The following is a 15,775-nucleotide window of genomic DNA, read 5'->3' on the forward strand; positions in this document are numbered from 1 at the left end:
AGTACCATGGACAATCTTAATCTGAACAAACATATCTCCGGTCAGTTCAACGCCGAGCTGGAAAGCATTCGTACCCAAGTGTTGACCATGGGCGGGCTGGTGGAGCAGCAGTTGACAGACGCCATCACCGCGATGCACAACCAGGATGCAGAACTGGCGCAGCGAGTGGTTGAAGGCGACGCCAAAGTCAACATGATGGAAGTGAGCATTGACGAGGCGTGCGTGCGTATCATCGCCAAGCGTCAGCCAACCGCCAGCGATCTACGGCTGGTGATGGCGATCATCAAGACCATTTCTGAACTGGAGCGCATCGGCGACGTGGCGGATAAAATCTGCCGTACCGCACTGGAGAAATTCTCCCATCAGCATCAGCCGTTGTTGGTAAGCCTGGAGTCGTTGGGCAACCACACTGTCCAGATGTTGCACGATGTGCTGGATGCATTCGCCCGCATGGATCTGGATGAAGCCAAGCGGATCTACCTGGAAGATAAAAAGGTAGATAAAGAGTACGAGGGTATCGTCCGTCAATTGATGACCTACATGATGGAAGATACGCGCACCATTCCCAGCGTGCTGACTGCACTGTTCTGCGCCCGTTCCATCGAGCGCATCGGCGACCGGTGCCAGAATATTTGCGAATTCATTTTCTATTTCGTGAAAGGGCAGGATTTCCGGCATCTGGGCGGCGATGCACTGGAGAAACTGCTGTCGCGGCAAGATAGCGGGCAAACGCCGGAATAATCTTTTGCCGAAGTGACTAAAAACACTCTGCTCCGCAGAGTGTTTTTTTTATTGTCAGCGTTAAACCACCTCCTCGGGAGGTGGTGATTGTTTTCCGATCGTGCCGGTTGGTTATAACGACCGTCAGCCGATGCCGCGGGCTTGTCGTCGGTGTGTGATGCACGACCGCGTCGCCATGCTTTGTCGTCGCCTTCTGGATATAACATAAGGTTATATTATGGCTGTTTATGTTATTTCCTGCGTATATTCCCCGCTGATAGCCTGCAATTAGACAAATTAACAGCAGGTTAGAGGCGAATAAAAATGAAGAAGCAGGTTTTTGCATTAACGCTTTTGGCGGGGTTGGTTTTTCTCTCTGGCGCCGCGCAGGCAGATAAACTGGATGATATTCAGAAAGCGGGTGTGGTGAAGGTGGCGGTCTTTGACAGCAATCCGCCGTTCGGTTATGTGGATCCGCAAAGCAAGAAACTGGTGGGTTATGACGTGGATGTCGCAGAGGCCATCGGCAAGGCGCTGGGCGTCAAGGTCGAATTGCGCGCCACCAATCCGGCAAACCGCATCCCACTGCTGACGTCGAAAAAAGTGGATCTGATCTCCGCCAATTTCACCATTACTGATGAGCGCGCCAAACAGGTGAACTTCAGCATTCCCTACTTTGCAACCGGGCAAAAATTCATTGCCCGCAAAGGTGCGCTGAAAACACCGGACGATATCAAAACCCTGCGTATCGGCGCAGATAAAGGCACCGTGCAGGAAATTACGCTGCGTGAGCATTTCCCCAGCGCGAAGGTGATTTCCTACGACGATACCCCACTGGCATTCGCCGCGCTGCGTAACGGCAACGTTCAGGCGATTACTCAGGACGACGCCAAGTTGGTCGGGTTGCTGGGGAACCTGCCCGCCGATCAGAAAGCCGGTTTCGAAATTTCTCCGTTCAGCATTACCAAAGAATATCAAGGTATTGGCGTGCCGAAGGGGGAAGATCGCCTGACCCAAAAAATCAACGAGGTACTGCTGAATCTGGAAAAACAGGGTGATGCCGTGAAAATTTACAACCGCTGGTTCGGGCCGGACACTAAATCTGCCCAGCCGCGCGGCGATTTCAAATTCGCACCGTTGGATCAGCAGCCAAAAGCCTGATGGGCGCGCGCCTCGTGAGATCGTCAGCGCGGCGCGGTTAACGTTTTCCTTCTGTTGTTTATATGTACCCGTCATATCGAATGTTGCAGGTGATTGGCTTTATGACTCGTCCTTTTGGGGCCAATGCGAGTAAATCCGCTCCCGAGCGTCTTTTCATCGACGTCTGGAGAGGTGTAAGGCCACCGTTTTCCCGCAACCCGAAGTGTTTGGGTATGAATGTAAACACGCCGTCATTGATTGTCGTGGCTTTGCCCCCCGTCGTGGGGGCCTTATTTTTTTCTGATTATGCTGACTCAATCCGCACAACACATTGTTGAATGGCTGCTGGCTCCGCAGTACCTGCTGTGGTTATGGCAGGGTTTTCTGATGACATTGGGGATGGCTGCCGGCACTGTCGTGCTGGCTACCCTGCTGGGGCTGGCGCTGGCCGCCGTTCGTGACAGCCAGTGGCTGCCGCTGCGTTGGCTGGTCGTGGCGTACTGCGCGTTGTTTCGCAATACGCCGTTGCTGGTGCAGCTGTTTTTCTGGTATTTCGGTGCCGGGCAACTGTTGCCGGAATGCCTGATGCAGTGGCTGAATACGCCTCATACCTTATTGTTTTCCTTTCTGAGCTGGCCATCGTTTGAGTTTTTGGCCGGGTTGTTTGGCCTGACGCTCTATTCCGCCGCGTTTATTTCCGAAGAGGTTCGGGCCGGGATCGCCGGTGTCGCTGGTGGGCAAAAGTACGCTGCCTGCGCGCTGGGGTTAACTCACTGGCAGGCGATGCGCTATGTGGTGCTGCCGCAGGCGTTGAAGATTGCGTTGCCGCCGCTGCTGGGACAGTACATGAATATCATCAAGAACTCGTCGCTGACGATGGCGATTGGCGTAGCGGAGCTGTCTTACGCATCCCGCCAGGTGGAAACCGAAACGCTGCGCACGTTCCAGGCGTTTGGCGTCGCCACCGTGTTATACATTGCCGTCATCGCCTGTCTGGAAGGGTGGGGGATGTGGCGTCAGCACCGGCAGCCGATAAAGGGGCACTGAGATGGATTTCACCATTATCCGCGATAACGTTGGCTATCTGATGTGGGGCACTTTCCCCGATGGGCCGTTAGGCGGTGCGGCGTTGACGTTGGCGCTTAGCCTGATGGCCGGTACGGCGTCGGCGCTGTTGGGAACCCTGCTGGGCGTTGCGCTGGCGATGAGCCGAGGCTGGCCCGGCGCGGCGCTGGCGGCGGTACTGGGATTTTTTCGCGCTATTCCAGTCATCATGCTGATTTTCTGGACGTATTTCCTGTTGCCGATGCTATTTGGCGTGGATATCCCGGAAATAACCACGGTAGTTTGCGCGCTGGCGCTGATCGCGTCTGCTTATCTGGCGCATGGCGTCAAAGCCGGCATTGCGGCAATAGGTCGCGGCCAGTGGCAGGCGGGGTTGTCGCTGGGGTTTGGTCGCTGGCGGGTTTTGCGTTATATCGTCCTGCCGCAAGCGCTGCGCATGATGGTGCCTTCCTTTATCAATCAGTGGATTTCGCTGATCAAGGATACGTCGCTGGCGTACATCGTAGGTGTGGGTGAACTGACGTTTCTGGCGACGCAGGTCAACAATCGCAGCATGGTGTATCCGATGGAGGTGTTTCTGTTTGTCGCGCTGGTTTACTTCCTGCTTTGTCTGACGCTCGATCTGGCGGCCAACGCCGTCAGCCGCCGCTTTCACCATCGCCTTCGGCAGAGTCGGCAGTCGACGGCGCCTGTTCAACCGGCCCCGCAGGGCGGTTGAGCTGCGCGATCAGTTCGCGGTAATGCGCCAGCCCCTTTCTTGCCAGAGCGTCGGAAGCTGGTGCATATCGTCAAACATGGTTACTAGCGGGTGATGAATGGGGGCATTGTGTTCATCAGCACAGTAATAAAACACCGGGATGCCGGCGGCGATGCCCGCCTGGGTGCCGGATACCGAGTCTTCCACCAAAATACAGTTTTCGGTTGTTACGCCCATCGCTTGCGCTGCGTGGTACAGCAATGTCGGGTCGGGCTTCCATTTACGAATATCGTAACCGCTGTATAGCCGGTCTTCGAAAAAGCTCAGCAGACCGGTCAGCCCGAGAGAGTGCTGCATTTTGCTTACCGGCCCGTTGGATACCACCGCCGTCGGCACCTGCAATTTTTCCAATACCTGGCGCACGCCGGGGATCGGTTCGAGCGATTCTTCGAATAAACGGGCCACCTCCTGCCGGAAATGACGCTCCAGTTGTTCTACCGAGGCGTTCAGACCGAAGCGGGCGCTGACGCGATCGATGATGTCATACAGTTTCATTCCCTTGAATTCTTTGATGACGTCCGTCAGCGGCAGCTCGATGCCATGTGGAATAAAGATATTCACGTATGCCTGACAGCAAATCACTTCGCTATCGACCAGCGTACCGTCGCAGTCGAAAAAAACGCACTCAATGTGGGACATGGCTGTTGCCTTTGTGGAGGGATGGACAGAAACAGATTGCCACTTTACCCCAGAGGCGATGCGTTCAACAACGGCATGGCCGGGCGCGAAAAACGGTTTCCTGCCGGGAATTGGCGACGACTCGCAGCCCTATCCGTCGGCTGTAAAAAAAGCCGGGATGCATGTTAACGTCCTTACCTTTTGTTATAGGATACCCGGCGTTTTTCTTTCCTTTCTTTAGGTCTTAATCATGGATAAATCGCAGACGGGCTCTGCCGTTGGGGTAGGGCTGTTGGAGCGCATGTTCAAATTGCAACAACACGGCACTACGGCACGCACGGAAATCATTGCGGGGTTTACTACCTTTTTGACAATGGTCTACATCGTATTTGTTAACCCGCAAATTCTGGGCGTGGCCGGTATGGACACGCAAGCCGTGTTTGTCACTACCTGCCTGATTGCTGCATTTGGCAGTATTTTCATGGGGATGCTGGCTAACCTTCCGGTCGCGTTGGCGCCGGCGATGGGGCTGAACGCTTTCTTTGCGTTTGTGGTGGTCGGTACGATGGGGCTGCCGTGGCAGGTGGCGATGGGCGCTGTGTTCTGGGGGGCGATCGGTTTCCTGTTGCTGACGATTTTCCAGGTGCGTTACTGGATGGTAGCCAATATCCCGCAGAGCCTGCGTCTGGGGATCGCCAGCGGTATCGGTCTGTTTATTGCGATGATCGGCCTGAAAAATGCCGGCATTATCGTTCCTAATCCGGAAACCATTGTGGCGGTGGGGAAACTGATGTCTCATCGCGTATTGCTGGGTGTGTTGGGTTTTTTCATCATTGTGGTGTTGGCGTCCCGTAATATTCATGCAGCCGTACTGATCTCCATTGCCGTTACCACCATGCTGGGTCTGGCGCTGGGCGATGTGAACTATACCGGGATCTTCTCGGTACCACCGAGCGTCAACAACGTGGTGGGTCAGGTGGATTTGGCGGGCTCTCTAAATCTGGGGCTGTCCGGTGTGATTTTTTCCTTCATGCTGGTTAATTTGTTCGATTCCTCCGGTACGTTGATCGGCGTCACCGATAAAGCGGGTCTTACTGACGCTCGCGGCAAATTCCCGAACATGAAGCGGGCGCTGTATGTCGACAGCATCAGCTCTGTCGTTGGCGCTTTCATCGGCACCTCTTCCGTTACAGCCTATGTCGAAAGTTCGTCCGGCGTGTCCATCGGCGGGCGCACCGGCCTGACCGCAGTCGTCGTCGGGCTGCTGTTTTTGCTGGTGATGTTCCTGTCGCCGCTGGCGGGAATGGTTCCGGCTTATGCCGCCGCCGGCGCGTTAATCTATGTGGGGGTGCTGATGACGTCCAGCCTGGCGCGTGTGCGTTGGGACGATCTGACCGACGCCGTACCGGCGTTTGTAACCGCCGTTATGATGCCGTTCAGCTTTTCCATTACCGAAGGGATTGCGCTGGGCTTTATCTCTTATGCGGTAATGAAGGCGGCAACCGGACGCTGGCGTGAAATCAGCCCGTGCGTCATGGTGGTCGCCGCATTATTCCTGCTGAAAATCGTTTTTATCGACGCGCACTGATAACGGGCCGTATCTCGATCGCGGGATACGGCGCCGAAATGTGTTGCCCTGAGCCGGCGTAGCGGCGTTCAGATCACGTACTGCGGCGAGACTTTCTCCGCCGAATGGCTGATAAGCCGCATGTAGCGTCTGGACTGATGCTGCTGATGGACAATCTCTCCCGATTTCCGCATACCGTAGGCCGAGGTGTAGTTCCACAACACCAGACGGCTGAGTCTGGGCGTGTGGGCGCAAGCCCAGGCCAGGTAGTCATCGACATCGCTGATGACTTCCACGTCCGGAATATGCCTGGCGCGCAGCCGACCAGAAGCCGGATGAAGTTTCAGTGATTCTGGGCCGTTGCGAAAACCGGGGATTTTCAACACCGACTGGCGGATCGTGCACAGTTGTGTCGCGGCCTCTAGCGGATCTAATTGAGCATCGATCCAGGCTTTCTCCGCATGCGATAAGGGTTGCAGCGGTTCGGGCGGCGTTTGCTGGGAACGAAAGCGGACTATCTCCACATCCATCCCGACTTTCCCTTCCTCGCTGAGCAGGATCGCAATGGTATTGCCGGCATAGCCCAGACTGAAATCGGGCAGGTGGGGATCAACAAAACAAGGTCTTCCATTAGGGGAAATCATTAAAGGTGGGAGAACCGGATAGCCAAAAAAATAGAACATCATTTCTGCTAGCAGCGCGCGGCTTTTCAGATAACGTTCCCGGCGTTTCACTGAAAAGCTGTGCGTGGATAGTATAAGGTCATCCGATAACCGCTGCAGATCGGGTAGCGCTTCCGTGCTTGTCCACCTGACGAAATGGCAGGTCATATTCACTCCATGATGACAACGAAACCTAATAATTATTTATGGAATAACTGCTGTATTAAGAATATTACAGCTGCATATTATCAGACTAATATATGATCTAAAGAAAAACTGGTGGATAAATCGGCGACGATTATCCTTCCCTGAAAAGAATACGTCAAAAAACACTTTCTATTGAACTTGATTTTATTTCTGCTGAAACCGTCTCAGGTGTGTATCGCCTCATTATGAGGAGTTTTTCGTGGTGTCGTCCAGACATGCCCGTGAAGGTCTCTGACTTTATCGCCGGTAAATGGGGTTGGGCTCCATGTTGAGCCAGCGGCGCAAAGGCGTGTCTCACCACGATGGGCAATGATAGGGGGACGCCGGCGGCGGCCGCACAGCCTGGCGGGATCCCGACAAACTGTGCTGGAACGTAGTAAAACCTTTCGCCCTGCTTGCGTGCCCCTAAAAAACTTCGTTTAAGCGCTCAGGGATTATCCTGTGTTCACTGCGCCACCTTGTTCGCGGCGTTGGGTTGCGAACAAAGCGTGAGGAATGAAAACAGCCTGCCCCTGGGCAGGATGTTTTCAGCTCAGCCGAATATCCGCCTGACTCCAGGCGGATTGTTGTTGCTTCGCGGCGATCTTCTGGTGCAATTCCTGCTGCGTAACCAGCGTTAATGCTGATGTCGGGCATACCCTGACGCAGGACGGCGAGTCTGCGACATCGACGCACAGGTCGCATTTATGCACCTCGCTCCCGGTTTGTGTTGTGCCATTTTCTGATTGTGAGTGTGTACTCACCACATCAATGGCGCCAAACGGACAGGCAATGACGCAGCTTTTGCAACCAATCCACCGGGATTGGATCACCTGAATGCTATCCCGATGCCGAATGAGCGCATCATGCGGGCACACGCTGGCGCAGGGCGCATTTTCACACTGGTGGCACAGTACGGGCATGCTGACGTTGGCGCTTTTGATGACCTTCAGACGAGGGAAAAACGCGGTTTTACTCAATACGCGCTGATCCCGGCCGGCATGCGCGACGGCGCAGGCGATCTCACAAGTGCGGCAACCGATACATTTTGACGAGTCGGCGATAACAAACTGATTCATAACTGTGTCGCTCCCGCAACGGCGTTTATGCCGGCGGGTGCCCCGGCGTGCTCTTCTATCCCCATCACCTGAATCATGCCCAGCGCCGCTTTACGGCCGTCGACGATGGCTGTCACCACCAGGTCGGCGCCGCGCACGGCATCGCCGCCGGCGAAGACGCGCGGGTGGCTGGTCTGGCAAGCCAGTTTGCCATTGCTGCCCGGTGCCGGAATGGTGATATGGCCCCATTTATCTAAACCGATCTGCGCTTCCTGCAGCCAAGGCATGCTGTGCGTCTGGAAACCAAAGGCGGTAATGATGGCATCCGCCGGCTGGATGAACTCGGAGCCGGGGATCGGGCGCGGCCGCCGTCGGCCGCCGGCATCCGGCTCACCCAGTTCGGTTCGGATCAGGCTGATGCCGCACACTTCGCCGTTTTCATTCAGGCAGACTTTTTGTGGTTGCACGTTGAACAGAAATTCAGCGCCTTCTTCACGAGAATTTTTTACCTCTTTTTTCGAACCCGGCATGTTGGCTTCATCACGGCGGTAGGCGCAGGTCACGGAAGCCGCCCCCTGCCGAACCGACGTGCGCAGGCAGTCCATGGCGGTATCGCCGCCGCCCAGAACCACGACTCGTTTACCCGCCATGGATATGTAAGGTTCGTGTTCCAGTTCCGGCAATCCCATCACCTGTTTGGTGTTGGCGATCAGAAAGGGCAGTGCGTCGTAAACGCCGGGAGAGTCCTCATTATCGATACCGGCTTTCATCGAACGATAGGTACCTACGCCCAGAAAGACGGCATCAAACTCATCAAGCAATTGCGCCATGCTGATGTCTTGTCCGACTTCGGTATTCAGGCGGAATTCGATGCCCATGGCCGAAAAAAGCGCCCGGCGTTGAATCAACAGGGATTTATCCAGCTTGAATGCCGGAATACCGAAGGTCAGCAATCCGCCGATTTCCGGATGACGATCGAACACTACCGCCTGAACGCCATGGCGCGCCAGCACATCGGCACAGGCCAGGCCGGCAGGCCCTGCGCCGACGATGGCGGCGCGTTTCCCGGTCGATTTGACCTGGCTAAGGTCGGGCTTCCAGCCCATTTTCAGCGCGGTATCGGTAATGTAGCGCTCGATGTTGCCCACCGTAACCGCGCCATAGTTTTTACCTAGCGTACAGGCGCCTTCGCATAGCCTGTCTTGCGGGCAAACCCGACCGCAGATTTCCGGCAAGCTGCTGGTTTGATGGGAAAGCTCCACCGCCTCCATGATTTTTCCTTCCCGCGCTAGCTTCAATAGCTCTGGAATATTGTTGTGCAGAGGGCAGGTCCATTCGCAAACGGCGTGATTGCCGCAGCGCATGCAGCGGCTGGCCTGATCTTCCGTCTGGACGGGGGTAAAGCCCCGATAAATCTCATTAAAAGTGGAAATGCGCTCGGTAAGCGGCTTTTTCTCCGCATCCAGTCTTGGCCAGTTTTTACGTTTTTCCAACGGGTGCGGATGACGGGTTATGTCTGTCAGGGTCGGCAGTGGCCGTTGTATCCCCGGCCCGGCGCTCAATGCGCTGCGGCGCTGTTTTTCCCTGCGTTGTTCTTCTAGTGAACGCTCACTGACTAGCTGGAGAGCCTGAGTCGGGCAGGCTGCTACGCACGCCTGGCCTTCAGCGCGGTCAGCACACAGATCGCATTTGTGCGCGGTGGCCGTACCTTGCTGGGTTTCAACGCTGATCGCGCCAAACGGACAAGCCAGTACACAGGTTTTGCAACCGATGCACTTTTCCTGAATAAGTTGAATACTCTCGTTTTTTCTAACCAGCGCCTGAGTTGGGCAAACACTGGCGCACGGCGCATCTTCACAATGGCGGCAGGTCACGGCGGTGTGACGTTCGGCCTGGTGGAACACCCTGATGCGGGGTTTGAAGTGCTCTTTACTTTCCGGGTAAACCCCCTGGTTATGGGAAATAACGCAGGCGATCTCGCAGGCTCTGCAGCCCATACAATCCTTTGTATTTGCGATAACAAACTGATTCATATCCTCTCCCGACATGTACAGCATGGGTGTGCGTATAACCCGCCGGTCATTTTCAGGCGTGCCTCCATTAATTAAGTAAGTGTGTACTCACTTAATTAATGGGGTGTCTGTTGTGATTACAGGCTGTGTTGCGCCGGAACTGCCTGCCGGGCAGGCGAGAAATAACGAAACCAGCCTGAGCGGGTCACTTAGAGCCTATCCCAATAAGGCTAATTCACTTGCCATTTTGAACCTGGGCAGTGCTCGAAACCCTCACGTACTACGTGTACGCTCTGGTTTGCTCGCTGCGTTCGCCCGTAGGGCCGGACAAAGCAATTGCCCGTTCAACATGCGTTGCATGTTGTCTCCGCGCTGTCCGAGTCCAAACTGGCTACGCCAATTGCGCCTATTGAGAAAGGTTCTTAGAAAGTGATTCTGGAAGGGGGTGGGTACTTGTCTCGTCAGGAGAAAAAATAACGTTCCCTTCAATTATTGAGGGTTATCCTAACGACTCGGGTCAGCATGAATCTTGATATAGAACAGATAATGTGGGGTAAAAATAACCAAAATTTTTCATGCAGTTATCAAAAAAGACAAAAGCAGCCATTCGCAGCAATACATGATGAGAGTTTTATTAATCGAAAAATGATCGTGAGAATATTTATGTTTGTTCGGGATATTTAATTTAGTTTTAGATGTGAAATATGTGGTTACTTATCTTAACGTTAAGCATAATAACTCCCGCCGTTGGCTGGATGCTGGCGTTATCAGGCATCTACCTCATTCATGAGAAACGCTGACCGGTATAACAATAATTTAGTAAGGGATTGGTCTATGAATAAAAAGGTCGTTTTTTGTTCTATGGTCATTGCCGCCACCCTGTTGGGCGGATGTGCCACAGAATCTTCACGTACCGTGGAAACTCCTAAAGTTGCGTCCTACAGCACGCCTTATCAAGGCGTCCGCAGCCCCATTTCGGTAGGGAAATTTGAAAATCGCTCCAACTATATGAATGGTATTTTCTCTGATGGTGTAGACCGTTTGGGAAATCAAGCAAAAACCATTCTTGTTAGCCACTTACAGCAAACTGGCCGCTTTAATGTGTTGGATCGCACCAACATGGACGAGTTGAAAACAGAAGCAGGTATTAAAGGTCAGACTCAGACCTTAAAAGGCGCAAATTACGTTGTGACAGGGGATGTAACTGAGTTTGGTCGTAAGGAAGTTGGCGATCATCAACTGTGGGGCATTCTTGGCAGAGGCAAATCACAGATCGCCTACGCTAAGACCACATTGAATATCGTAAATGTCCAGACATCTGAAGTCGTGTATTCCGTGCAGGGGGCTGGTGAATATGCGTTGTCCAATCGTGAGATTGTCGGGTTTGGCGGTACAGCCAGTTATGACTCGACGCTGAATGGCAAAGTACTGGATTTGGCGATTCGTGAAGCGGTTAACAACCTGGTTGCAGGTATTGAGAGCGGCGCATGGCGTCCATCAAATTAAAGGAATGGGAAAATAATAATGTTATTCAATAAAAAGACAGCGCTGTTATTGGCCACAACTTTACTGGCTGGGTGTGCTTCAGCGCCCAAGACCATTTATAGCTGGGGTAATTACCAGACTACACTTTATCAATATTATCAGCAGGATAAAAGCAGCCCTGAAGAGCAGATTGCTTCTTTGCAGAAGTCAGTAGAGGTTGCCAAATCGCAGAACAAACCCGTGCCCCCAGGATTACATGCTCAATTGGGTCTGCTGTATGCAAAAACAGGCCACGGTGTGGATGCTCGTCAGCAGTTCGAGACGGAAAAATCATTATTCCCCGAATCCGCCCCTTTCATGGACTTTCTGTTGAGCAAGAATAAAGGAAAATAAGCAATGAACCGTTTTTTAGCATTAATCAGTTTGATGGGTGTGCTGGTTCTTACTGGTTGTGCCAAGCCGCAACCCTATGATTATACTGCGTTCAAGCAGAGCAAACCGAGAACGATTCTGGTATTGCCACCACTGAACCACTCTCCGGATGTGAAAGCAGGGACCAGCTTCCTTAGTCAAGTGACGTACCCGTTAGCTGAATCAGGATACTACGTGCTGCCTGTTGCGGTAACGGACGAGACTTTTAAACAGAATGGTTTGACAACAGCTCAGGATATTCAGGCAGTTAGCGTAGCGAAGCTGCACCAGATTTTCGGAGCGGATGCGGCTCTGTATCTTGATATCACTGACTATGGTTCAAAATACATGGTCATAAATAGTGAAACTCGTGTTACTGCTAATGCGCGCTTGGTTGATTTGCGTAATGGCAAGGAGTTATGGAAAGGCAGTGCGACTGCTTCCAGTAGCGAACAGCAGTCGAATTCTAACGGAGGCGTTATCGGCTTGCTAGTTCAGGCGGCAGTTACACAGATTGCCGATACTATTGCTGATAAAGGCCACGATATTGCGGGTATTACCAGTGTACGTCTGTTGACGGCTGGTGGTTCTTCTTCCCTGTTATATGGTCCACGTTCACCGATGTACGGGAAAGAAGCTAAGTAATTATATTATTTTCTTAAACGTACAACCTAGAAAACCGTCCATGGCTGCATGGGCGGTTTTTTTGCTTTTTATGCATATCATTTCTGATGTTATATCCCCCAAATGGGGACCTGTTCTGTTGCCATATCAGAAAATCTTACTATGCTTTGTTCATGATAATTAAAGAATATGAGGAGGTGCAGAGGGGGGCGAGTCAGTGATGAACAAGAACGCACGGTTATCTCCGCTCATATTTTATAGCAAGATAAGTAATTTGTATGAATGGGATTTATTCCCACGTTGATAGTTTTAATTATTTTGCAAGAAATCGTAATTCTTTTGTCGTTTTGATTTCAGTGTGATTTGTATCACGAAAAAAAATCTTATTTTTCGTGTGTTTATATATGGTGAGGATGGATGAAATGTTTGTCGTTGAACACCATTTTATTGATGATGAGTTTAAACATCGCTTGTTATTCTTCTCGCGGATTGAACATCGGCTAAAAAGAAGCATCTTAATATTCACCTAAGAAATCTTCGTTATGCTCATCTACCAAGGTCAGATGAACAATATTATTGATGATCATATTACTGTCATTAATTGCTTTTCTACTTATCCCTCGCAAGGACTAAGGAGCGGTTTTCCCTGACGTATTTATCCCCATATCCGATTCTGATGGCGGGACGGCGATGTGACCCGAGTGCTCAAAAAATTATCTCGCCACACCAATAATCATCGATTTAACCTGAGAGTGAATTTTTACATGGCTGATTTTCTACCTTTCTCACGCCCCGCGTTAGGTGAGGAAGAACTTGTCGCGGTCGGGCAGGTTCTTCGTTCCGGATGGATTACCACTGGCCCCAAAAATCAGGAACTGGAGCAACAGTTTGCCGTTCTGACTGGGGCTAAACAGGCCATTGCGGTCAGTTCGGCAACCGGGGGGATGCACGTTACCTTAATGGCGCTGGGGATTGGCGCTGGCGATGAGGTGATCACGCCCTCGCTGACGTGGGTCTCGACGTTGAACATGATCGTACTTCTGGGCGCTGAGCCGGTCATGGTGGATGTGGACAGAGATACGCTGATGGTGACGCCGGAAGCGATTGAAGCCGCCATTACGCCGCGCACCAAAGCGATTATTCCGGTGCATTATGCCGGCGCGCCTGTCGATATCGACGCCATTCACGACATCGGCCGCCGTCATGGCATCCCGGTGATTGACGATGCCGCCCACGCCGCCGGCACCTACTATCGCGGTCGCCACGTTGGCGGCAGCGGTACGGCGATTTTCTCTTTCCACGCCATCAAGAACATGACCTGCGCCGAAGGGGGAATGGTCGTTACTGACGATGACGCGCTGGCCAGCCGGATTCGTAGCCTTAAATTTCATGGGTTGGGCGTAGATGCGTTCGATCGTATGGTGCAAGGCCGCGCGCCGCAGGCGGAAGTGATTTCACCCGGGTTCAAGTACAACCTGCCGGACATCAGCGCCGCCATCGCGTTGGTACAACTGCAAAAACTGGCGGCCAACAATGCTCGCCGCGAAGCGCTGGCGCAGCGTTATCTGCAAAAGCTGGCGGCGCTGCCCTATCAACCGCTGGCGTTGCCTGACTGGCCGCACCAGCATGCATGGCACCTGTTCATCATCCGCGTGGATGAAGCGCGTTGCGGCATCAGCCGCGACGGGTTGATGCAGGCGCTGAAAGAACGCGATATCGGCACGGGTTTGCATTTCCGCGCGGCCCACACTCAAAAATATTACCGTGAGCGCTTCCCGAATCCGCATCTGCCCAACACGGACTGGAACTCGGCGCGTATCTGTTCGCTGCCGCTGTTCCCGGACATGCACGATGACGATGTTGACCGCGTAGTCGCGGCACTGACGGAGTTGGCGGGAAAATAAAATATGCAGAATGAAGCTATCAACAAAGTGTCGGTGGTGATCCCGGTTTTCAACGAACAGGATAGTCTGCCGGAGCTGATTCGGCGTACAACGGCAGCGTGCGAGCAGTTGCACCGGGATTATGAAATTCTGCTGGTGGACGACGGCAGCAGCGATAATTCCGCCCAGATGCTGACGGATGCGGCGCAAACACCGGGCAGCCATGTCGTGGCGGTGATCCTGAACCGCAACTACGGCCAACACTCGGCGATCATGGCGGGGTTCAGCCATGTATCCGGCGATGTGATCATTACGCTGGACGCCGATCTGCAAAATCCGCCGGAAGAGATCCCCCGGCTGGTGGATACCGCCGAGCAGGGTTACGACGTGGTCGGCACGATTCGGGAAAACCGTCAGGACAGCTGGTTTCGCAAAACCGCATCCCGCATGATCAACCACTTGATCCAGCGCACCACCGGCAAGGCCATGAACGATTACGGCTGCATGTTGCGTGCTTACCGCCGGCATATCGTGGAAGCGATGCTGCACTGCCATGAACGCAGCACCTTTATCCCGATTCTGGCCAACACCTTTGCCCGCCGTACCACGGAAATTCTGGTGCGTCACTCCGAACGTGAGTTCGGCGATTCCAAATACAGCTTTATGAAGCTGATCAATCTGATGTATGACCTGGTGACGTGCCTGACCACCACGCCGTTGCGGTTGTTGAGCGTGGTCGGCAGTGTGATCGCCATCGCCGGTTTCGCGCTGGCGGTGGTTCTGGTTGCGCTGCGGCTGTTTTTCGGCGCCGCCTGGGCGGCGGACGGCGTGTTTACGCTGTTTGCCGTACTGTTTTCTTTTATCGGCGCCCAGTTTGTCGGCATGGGGTTGCTGGGGGAGTACATCGGCCGTATTTACAACGATGTTCGCGCGCGTCCCCGTTACTTTATTCAACGTATTGTTGGCAATGATCCACGATTCTCTAAACAGGATAATGAAGAATGAAAGCTGTCGTTTTTGCCTATCACGATTTGGGCTGTGTCGGTCTTCGCGCGCTGGCTGCGGCCGGTTATACGATTGAAGCGGTCTTTACCCATGCGGATAATCCGTCGGAAAATCAGTTTTTCGGGTCGGTAGCGCGTACTGCGGCCGAACTGGGCATTCCGGTTTTTGCACCGGAAGACGTCAATCACCCGTTATGGGTGGAGCGTATTGCGGCCATGGCGCCGGACATGATTTTCTCTTTCTATTACCGCAACCTGCTGAGCGACGACATCCTTCGCTGCGCGCCGCACGGCGCGTTTAATCTGCATGGTTCCCTGTTGCCGCGTTACCGCGGACGCGCGCCGTTGAACTGGGCGTTGGTTAACGGTGAAACCGAAACCGGGGTGACGTTACACCGCATGGTGTCCCGCGCCGATGCCGGCAATATCGTGGCGCAGCAGCAGGTGGCGATTGACGACGCCGATACCGCGCTGAGTCTGCACCACAAACTGCGTGAGAGTGCCGCTCAACTGTTGGCTCAGGCGTTGCCCGCCATTGCCGCCGGCCGTGTTGAAGAGCATGCGCAGGATGAAAAGCCTGGCG

Annotated in this window: 14 protein-coding genes and 1 pseudogene; 11 read left to right on the top strand and 4 right to left on the bottom strand. The window is 53.5% G+C overall.

The features are described from left to right. Window positions 1–6: 6 nt before the first annotated feature. From phoU to DPA2511_RS20610, 4 genes are all read left to right on the top strand, one after another. Window positions 7–741: a phosphate signaling complex protein PhoU gene (gene phoU / locus DPA2511_RS20595; RefSeq protein WP_015855646.1), complete on the top strand. Its 735-nt coding sequence runs from the start codon at window positions 7–9 to the stop codon at window positions 739–741. A 303-nt stretch (window positions 742–1,044) separates the two neighbouring features. Beyond that, complete coding sequence (locus DPA2511_RS20600) at window positions 1,045–1,881, top strand: ABC transporter substrate-binding protein (protein WP_015855647.1); 837 nt, start codon at window positions 1,045–1,047, stop codon at window positions 1,879–1,881. 285 nt (window positions 1,882–2,166) lie between these two features. Further along, window positions 2,167–2,907: an amino acid ABC transporter permease gene (locus DPA2511_RS20605; protein ID WP_015855648.1), complete on the top strand. Its 741-nt coding sequence runs from the start codon at window positions 2,167–2,169 to the stop codon at window positions 2,905–2,907. 1 nt (window position 2,908) lies between these two features. Then, on the top strand, window positions 2,909–3,643 hold the full coding sequence (locus tag DPA2511_RS20610) for an amino acid ABC transporter permease (RefSeq protein ID WP_015855649.1): 735 nt from the start codon (window positions 2,909–2,911) through the stop codon (window positions 3,641–3,643). A gap of 9 nt (window positions 3,644–3,652) precedes the next feature. Here DPA2511_RS20610 and yieH read toward each other — a convergent pair whose 3' ends face one another. Continuing rightward, window positions 3,653–4,321: a 6-phosphogluconate phosphatase gene (yieH, locus tag DPA2511_RS20615; protein WP_015855650.1), complete on the bottom strand. Its 669-nt coding sequence runs from the start codon at window positions 4,319–4,321 to the stop codon at window positions 3,653–3,655. Window positions 4,322–4,550: 229 nt separating this feature from the next. On the opposite strand from yieH, the gene DPA2511_RS20620 reads away from it, so the two are divergent. Further along, complete coding sequence (locus DPA2511_RS20620; protein WP_015855651.1) at window positions 4,551–5,888, top strand: NCS2 family permease; 1,338 nt, start codon at window positions 4,551–4,553, stop codon at window positions 5,886–5,888. A gap of 68 nt (window positions 5,889–5,956) precedes the next feature. On the opposite strand, the gene DPA2511_RS20625 is transcribed toward DPA2511_RS20620, so the two are convergent. From DPA2511_RS20625 to aegA, 3 genes are all read right to left on the bottom strand, one after another. Continuing rightward, on the bottom strand, window positions 5,957–6,697 hold the full coding sequence (locus tag DPA2511_RS20625) for a 4'-phosphopantetheinyl transferase family protein (protein WP_015855652.1): 741 nt from the start codon (window positions 6,695–6,697) through the stop codon (window positions 5,957–5,959). A 566-nt stretch (window positions 6,698–7,263) separates the two neighbouring features. Then, entirely contained in the window at window positions 7,264–7,794 is a 531-nt protein-coding gene (locus DPA2511_RS20630; RefSeq protein ID WP_015855653.1) for a 4Fe-4S dicluster domain-containing protein, read from the bottom strand. Beyond that, window positions 7,791–9,806, bottom strand: coding sequence for a formate-dependent uric acid utilization protein AegA (gene aegA / locus DPA2511_RS20635; protein WP_015855654.1), 2,016 nt, complete (start codon window positions 9,804–9,806; stop codon window positions 7,791–7,793). The genes DPA2511_RS20630 and aegA overlap by 4 nt, the downstream gene beginning before the upstream one ends. 813 nt (window positions 9,807–10,619) lie before the next feature. Between aegA and DPA2511_RS20640 the strand changes: the two genes are divergently transcribed. The 6 genes and pseudogenes from DPA2511_RS20640 to DPA2511_RS22265 form a co-directional block, all read left to right on the top strand. After that, entirely contained in the window at window positions 10,620–11,291 is a 672-nt protein-coding gene (locus tag DPA2511_RS20640) for a CsgG/HfaB family protein (protein ID WP_015855655.1), read from the top strand. 18 nt (window positions 11,292–11,309) lie between these two features. Continuing rightward, window positions 11,310–11,663, top strand: a complete 354-nt coding sequence (locus DPA2511_RS20645; protein WP_015855656.1) for a DUF4810 domain-containing protein — start codon at window positions 11,310–11,312, stop codon at window positions 11,661–11,663. 3 nt (window positions 11,664–11,666) lie between these two features. Next, window positions 11,667–12,326, top strand: a complete 660-nt coding sequence (locus DPA2511_RS20650; protein ID WP_015855657.1) for a DUF799 domain-containing protein — start codon at window positions 11,667–11,669, stop codon at window positions 12,324–12,326. Between the two features lie 743 nt (window positions 12,327–13,069). Continuing rightward, window positions 13,070–14,209 carry a UDP-4-amino-4-deoxy-L-arabinose aminotransferase gene (arnB, locus tag DPA2511_RS20655; RefSeq protein ID WP_015855658.1) on the top strand — a complete coding sequence of 380 codons (1,140 nt, stop codon included), beginning with the start codon at window positions 13,070–13,072 and terminating at the stop codon, window positions 14,207–14,209. Window positions 14,210–14,212: 3 nt separating this feature from the next. Next, window positions 14,213–15,193 (top strand): undecaprenyl-phosphate 4-deoxy-4-formamido-L-arabinose transferase, encoded by a 981-nt coding sequence (gene arnC / locus DPA2511_RS20660; RefSeq protein WP_015855659.1) that lies wholly within the window; start codon window positions 14,213–14,215, stop codon window positions 15,191–15,193. Beyond that, a pseudogene (locus DPA2511_RS22265) lies at window positions 15,190–15,775 on the top strand (formyltransferase family protein); the annotation flags it as partial. The gene arnC and the pseudogene DPA2511_RS22265, both read left to right, overlap by 4 nt.

The sequence above is a fragment of the Musicola paradisiaca NCPPB 2511 genome (assembly GCF_000400505.1).
GTDB lineage: Bacteria > Pseudomonadota > Gammaproteobacteria > Enterobacterales > Enterobacteriaceae > Musicola > Musicola paradisiaca.

What these genes read in the sequence shown, in the direction of transcription:
- DPA2511_RS20610 (WP_015855649.1), top strand. Translation starts at nt 2,909, where the DNA reads ATGGATTTCACCATTATCCGCGATAACGTTGGCTATCTGATGTGGGGC.
- phoU (WP_015855646.1), top strand. Translation starts at nt 7, where the DNA reads ATGGACAATCTTAATCTGAACAAACATATCTCCGGTCAGTTCAACGCC.
- DPA2511_RS20645 (WP_015855656.1), top strand. Translation starts at nt 11,310, where the DNA reads ATGTTATTCAATAAAAAGACAGCGCTGTTATTGGCCACAACTTTACTG.
- arnC (WP_015855659.1), top strand. Translation starts at nt 14,213, where the DNA reads ATGCAGAATGAAGCTATCAACAAAGTGTCGGTGGTGATCCCGGTTTTC.
- DPA2511_RS20630 (WP_015855653.1), bottom strand. Translation starts at nt 7,794, where the DNA reads ATGAATCAGTTTGTTATCGCCGACTCGTCAAAATGTATCGGTTGCCGC.
- aegA (WP_015855654.1), bottom strand. Translation starts at nt 9,806, where the DNA reads ATGAATCAGTTTGTTATCGCAAATACAAAGGATTGTATGGGCTGCAGA.
- DPA2511_RS20625 (WP_015855652.1), bottom strand. Translation starts at nt 6,697, where the DNA reads ATGACCTGCCATTTCGTCAGGTGGACAAGCACGGAAGCGCTACCCGAT.
- yieH (WP_015855650.1), bottom strand. Translation starts at nt 4,321, where the DNA reads ATGTCCCACATTGAGTGCGTTTTTTTCGACTGCGACGGTACGCTGGTC.
- DPA2511_RS20605 (WP_015855648.1), top strand. Translation starts at nt 2,167, where the DNA reads ATGCTGACTCAATCCGCACAACACATTGTTGAATGGCTGCTGGCTCCG.
- DPA2511_RS20600 (WP_015855647.1), top strand. Translation starts at nt 1,045, where the DNA reads ATGAAGAAGCAGGTTTTTGCATTAACGCTTTTGGCGGGGTTGGTTTTT.
- arnB (WP_015855658.1), top strand. Translation starts at nt 13,070, where the DNA reads ATGGCTGATTTTCTACCTTTCTCACGCCCCGCGTTAGGTGAGGAAGAA.
- DPA2511_RS20640 (WP_015855655.1), top strand. Translation starts at nt 10,620, where the DNA reads ATGAATAAAAAGGTCGTTTTTTGTTCTATGGTCATTGCCGCCACCCTG.
- DPA2511_RS20650 (WP_015855657.1), top strand. Translation starts at nt 11,667, where the DNA reads ATGAACCGTTTTTTAGCATTAATCAGTTTGATGGGTGTGCTGGTTCTT.
- DPA2511_RS20620 (WP_015855651.1), top strand. Translation starts at nt 4,551, where the DNA reads ATGGATAAATCGCAGACGGGCTCTGCCGTTGGGGTAGGGCTGTTGGAG.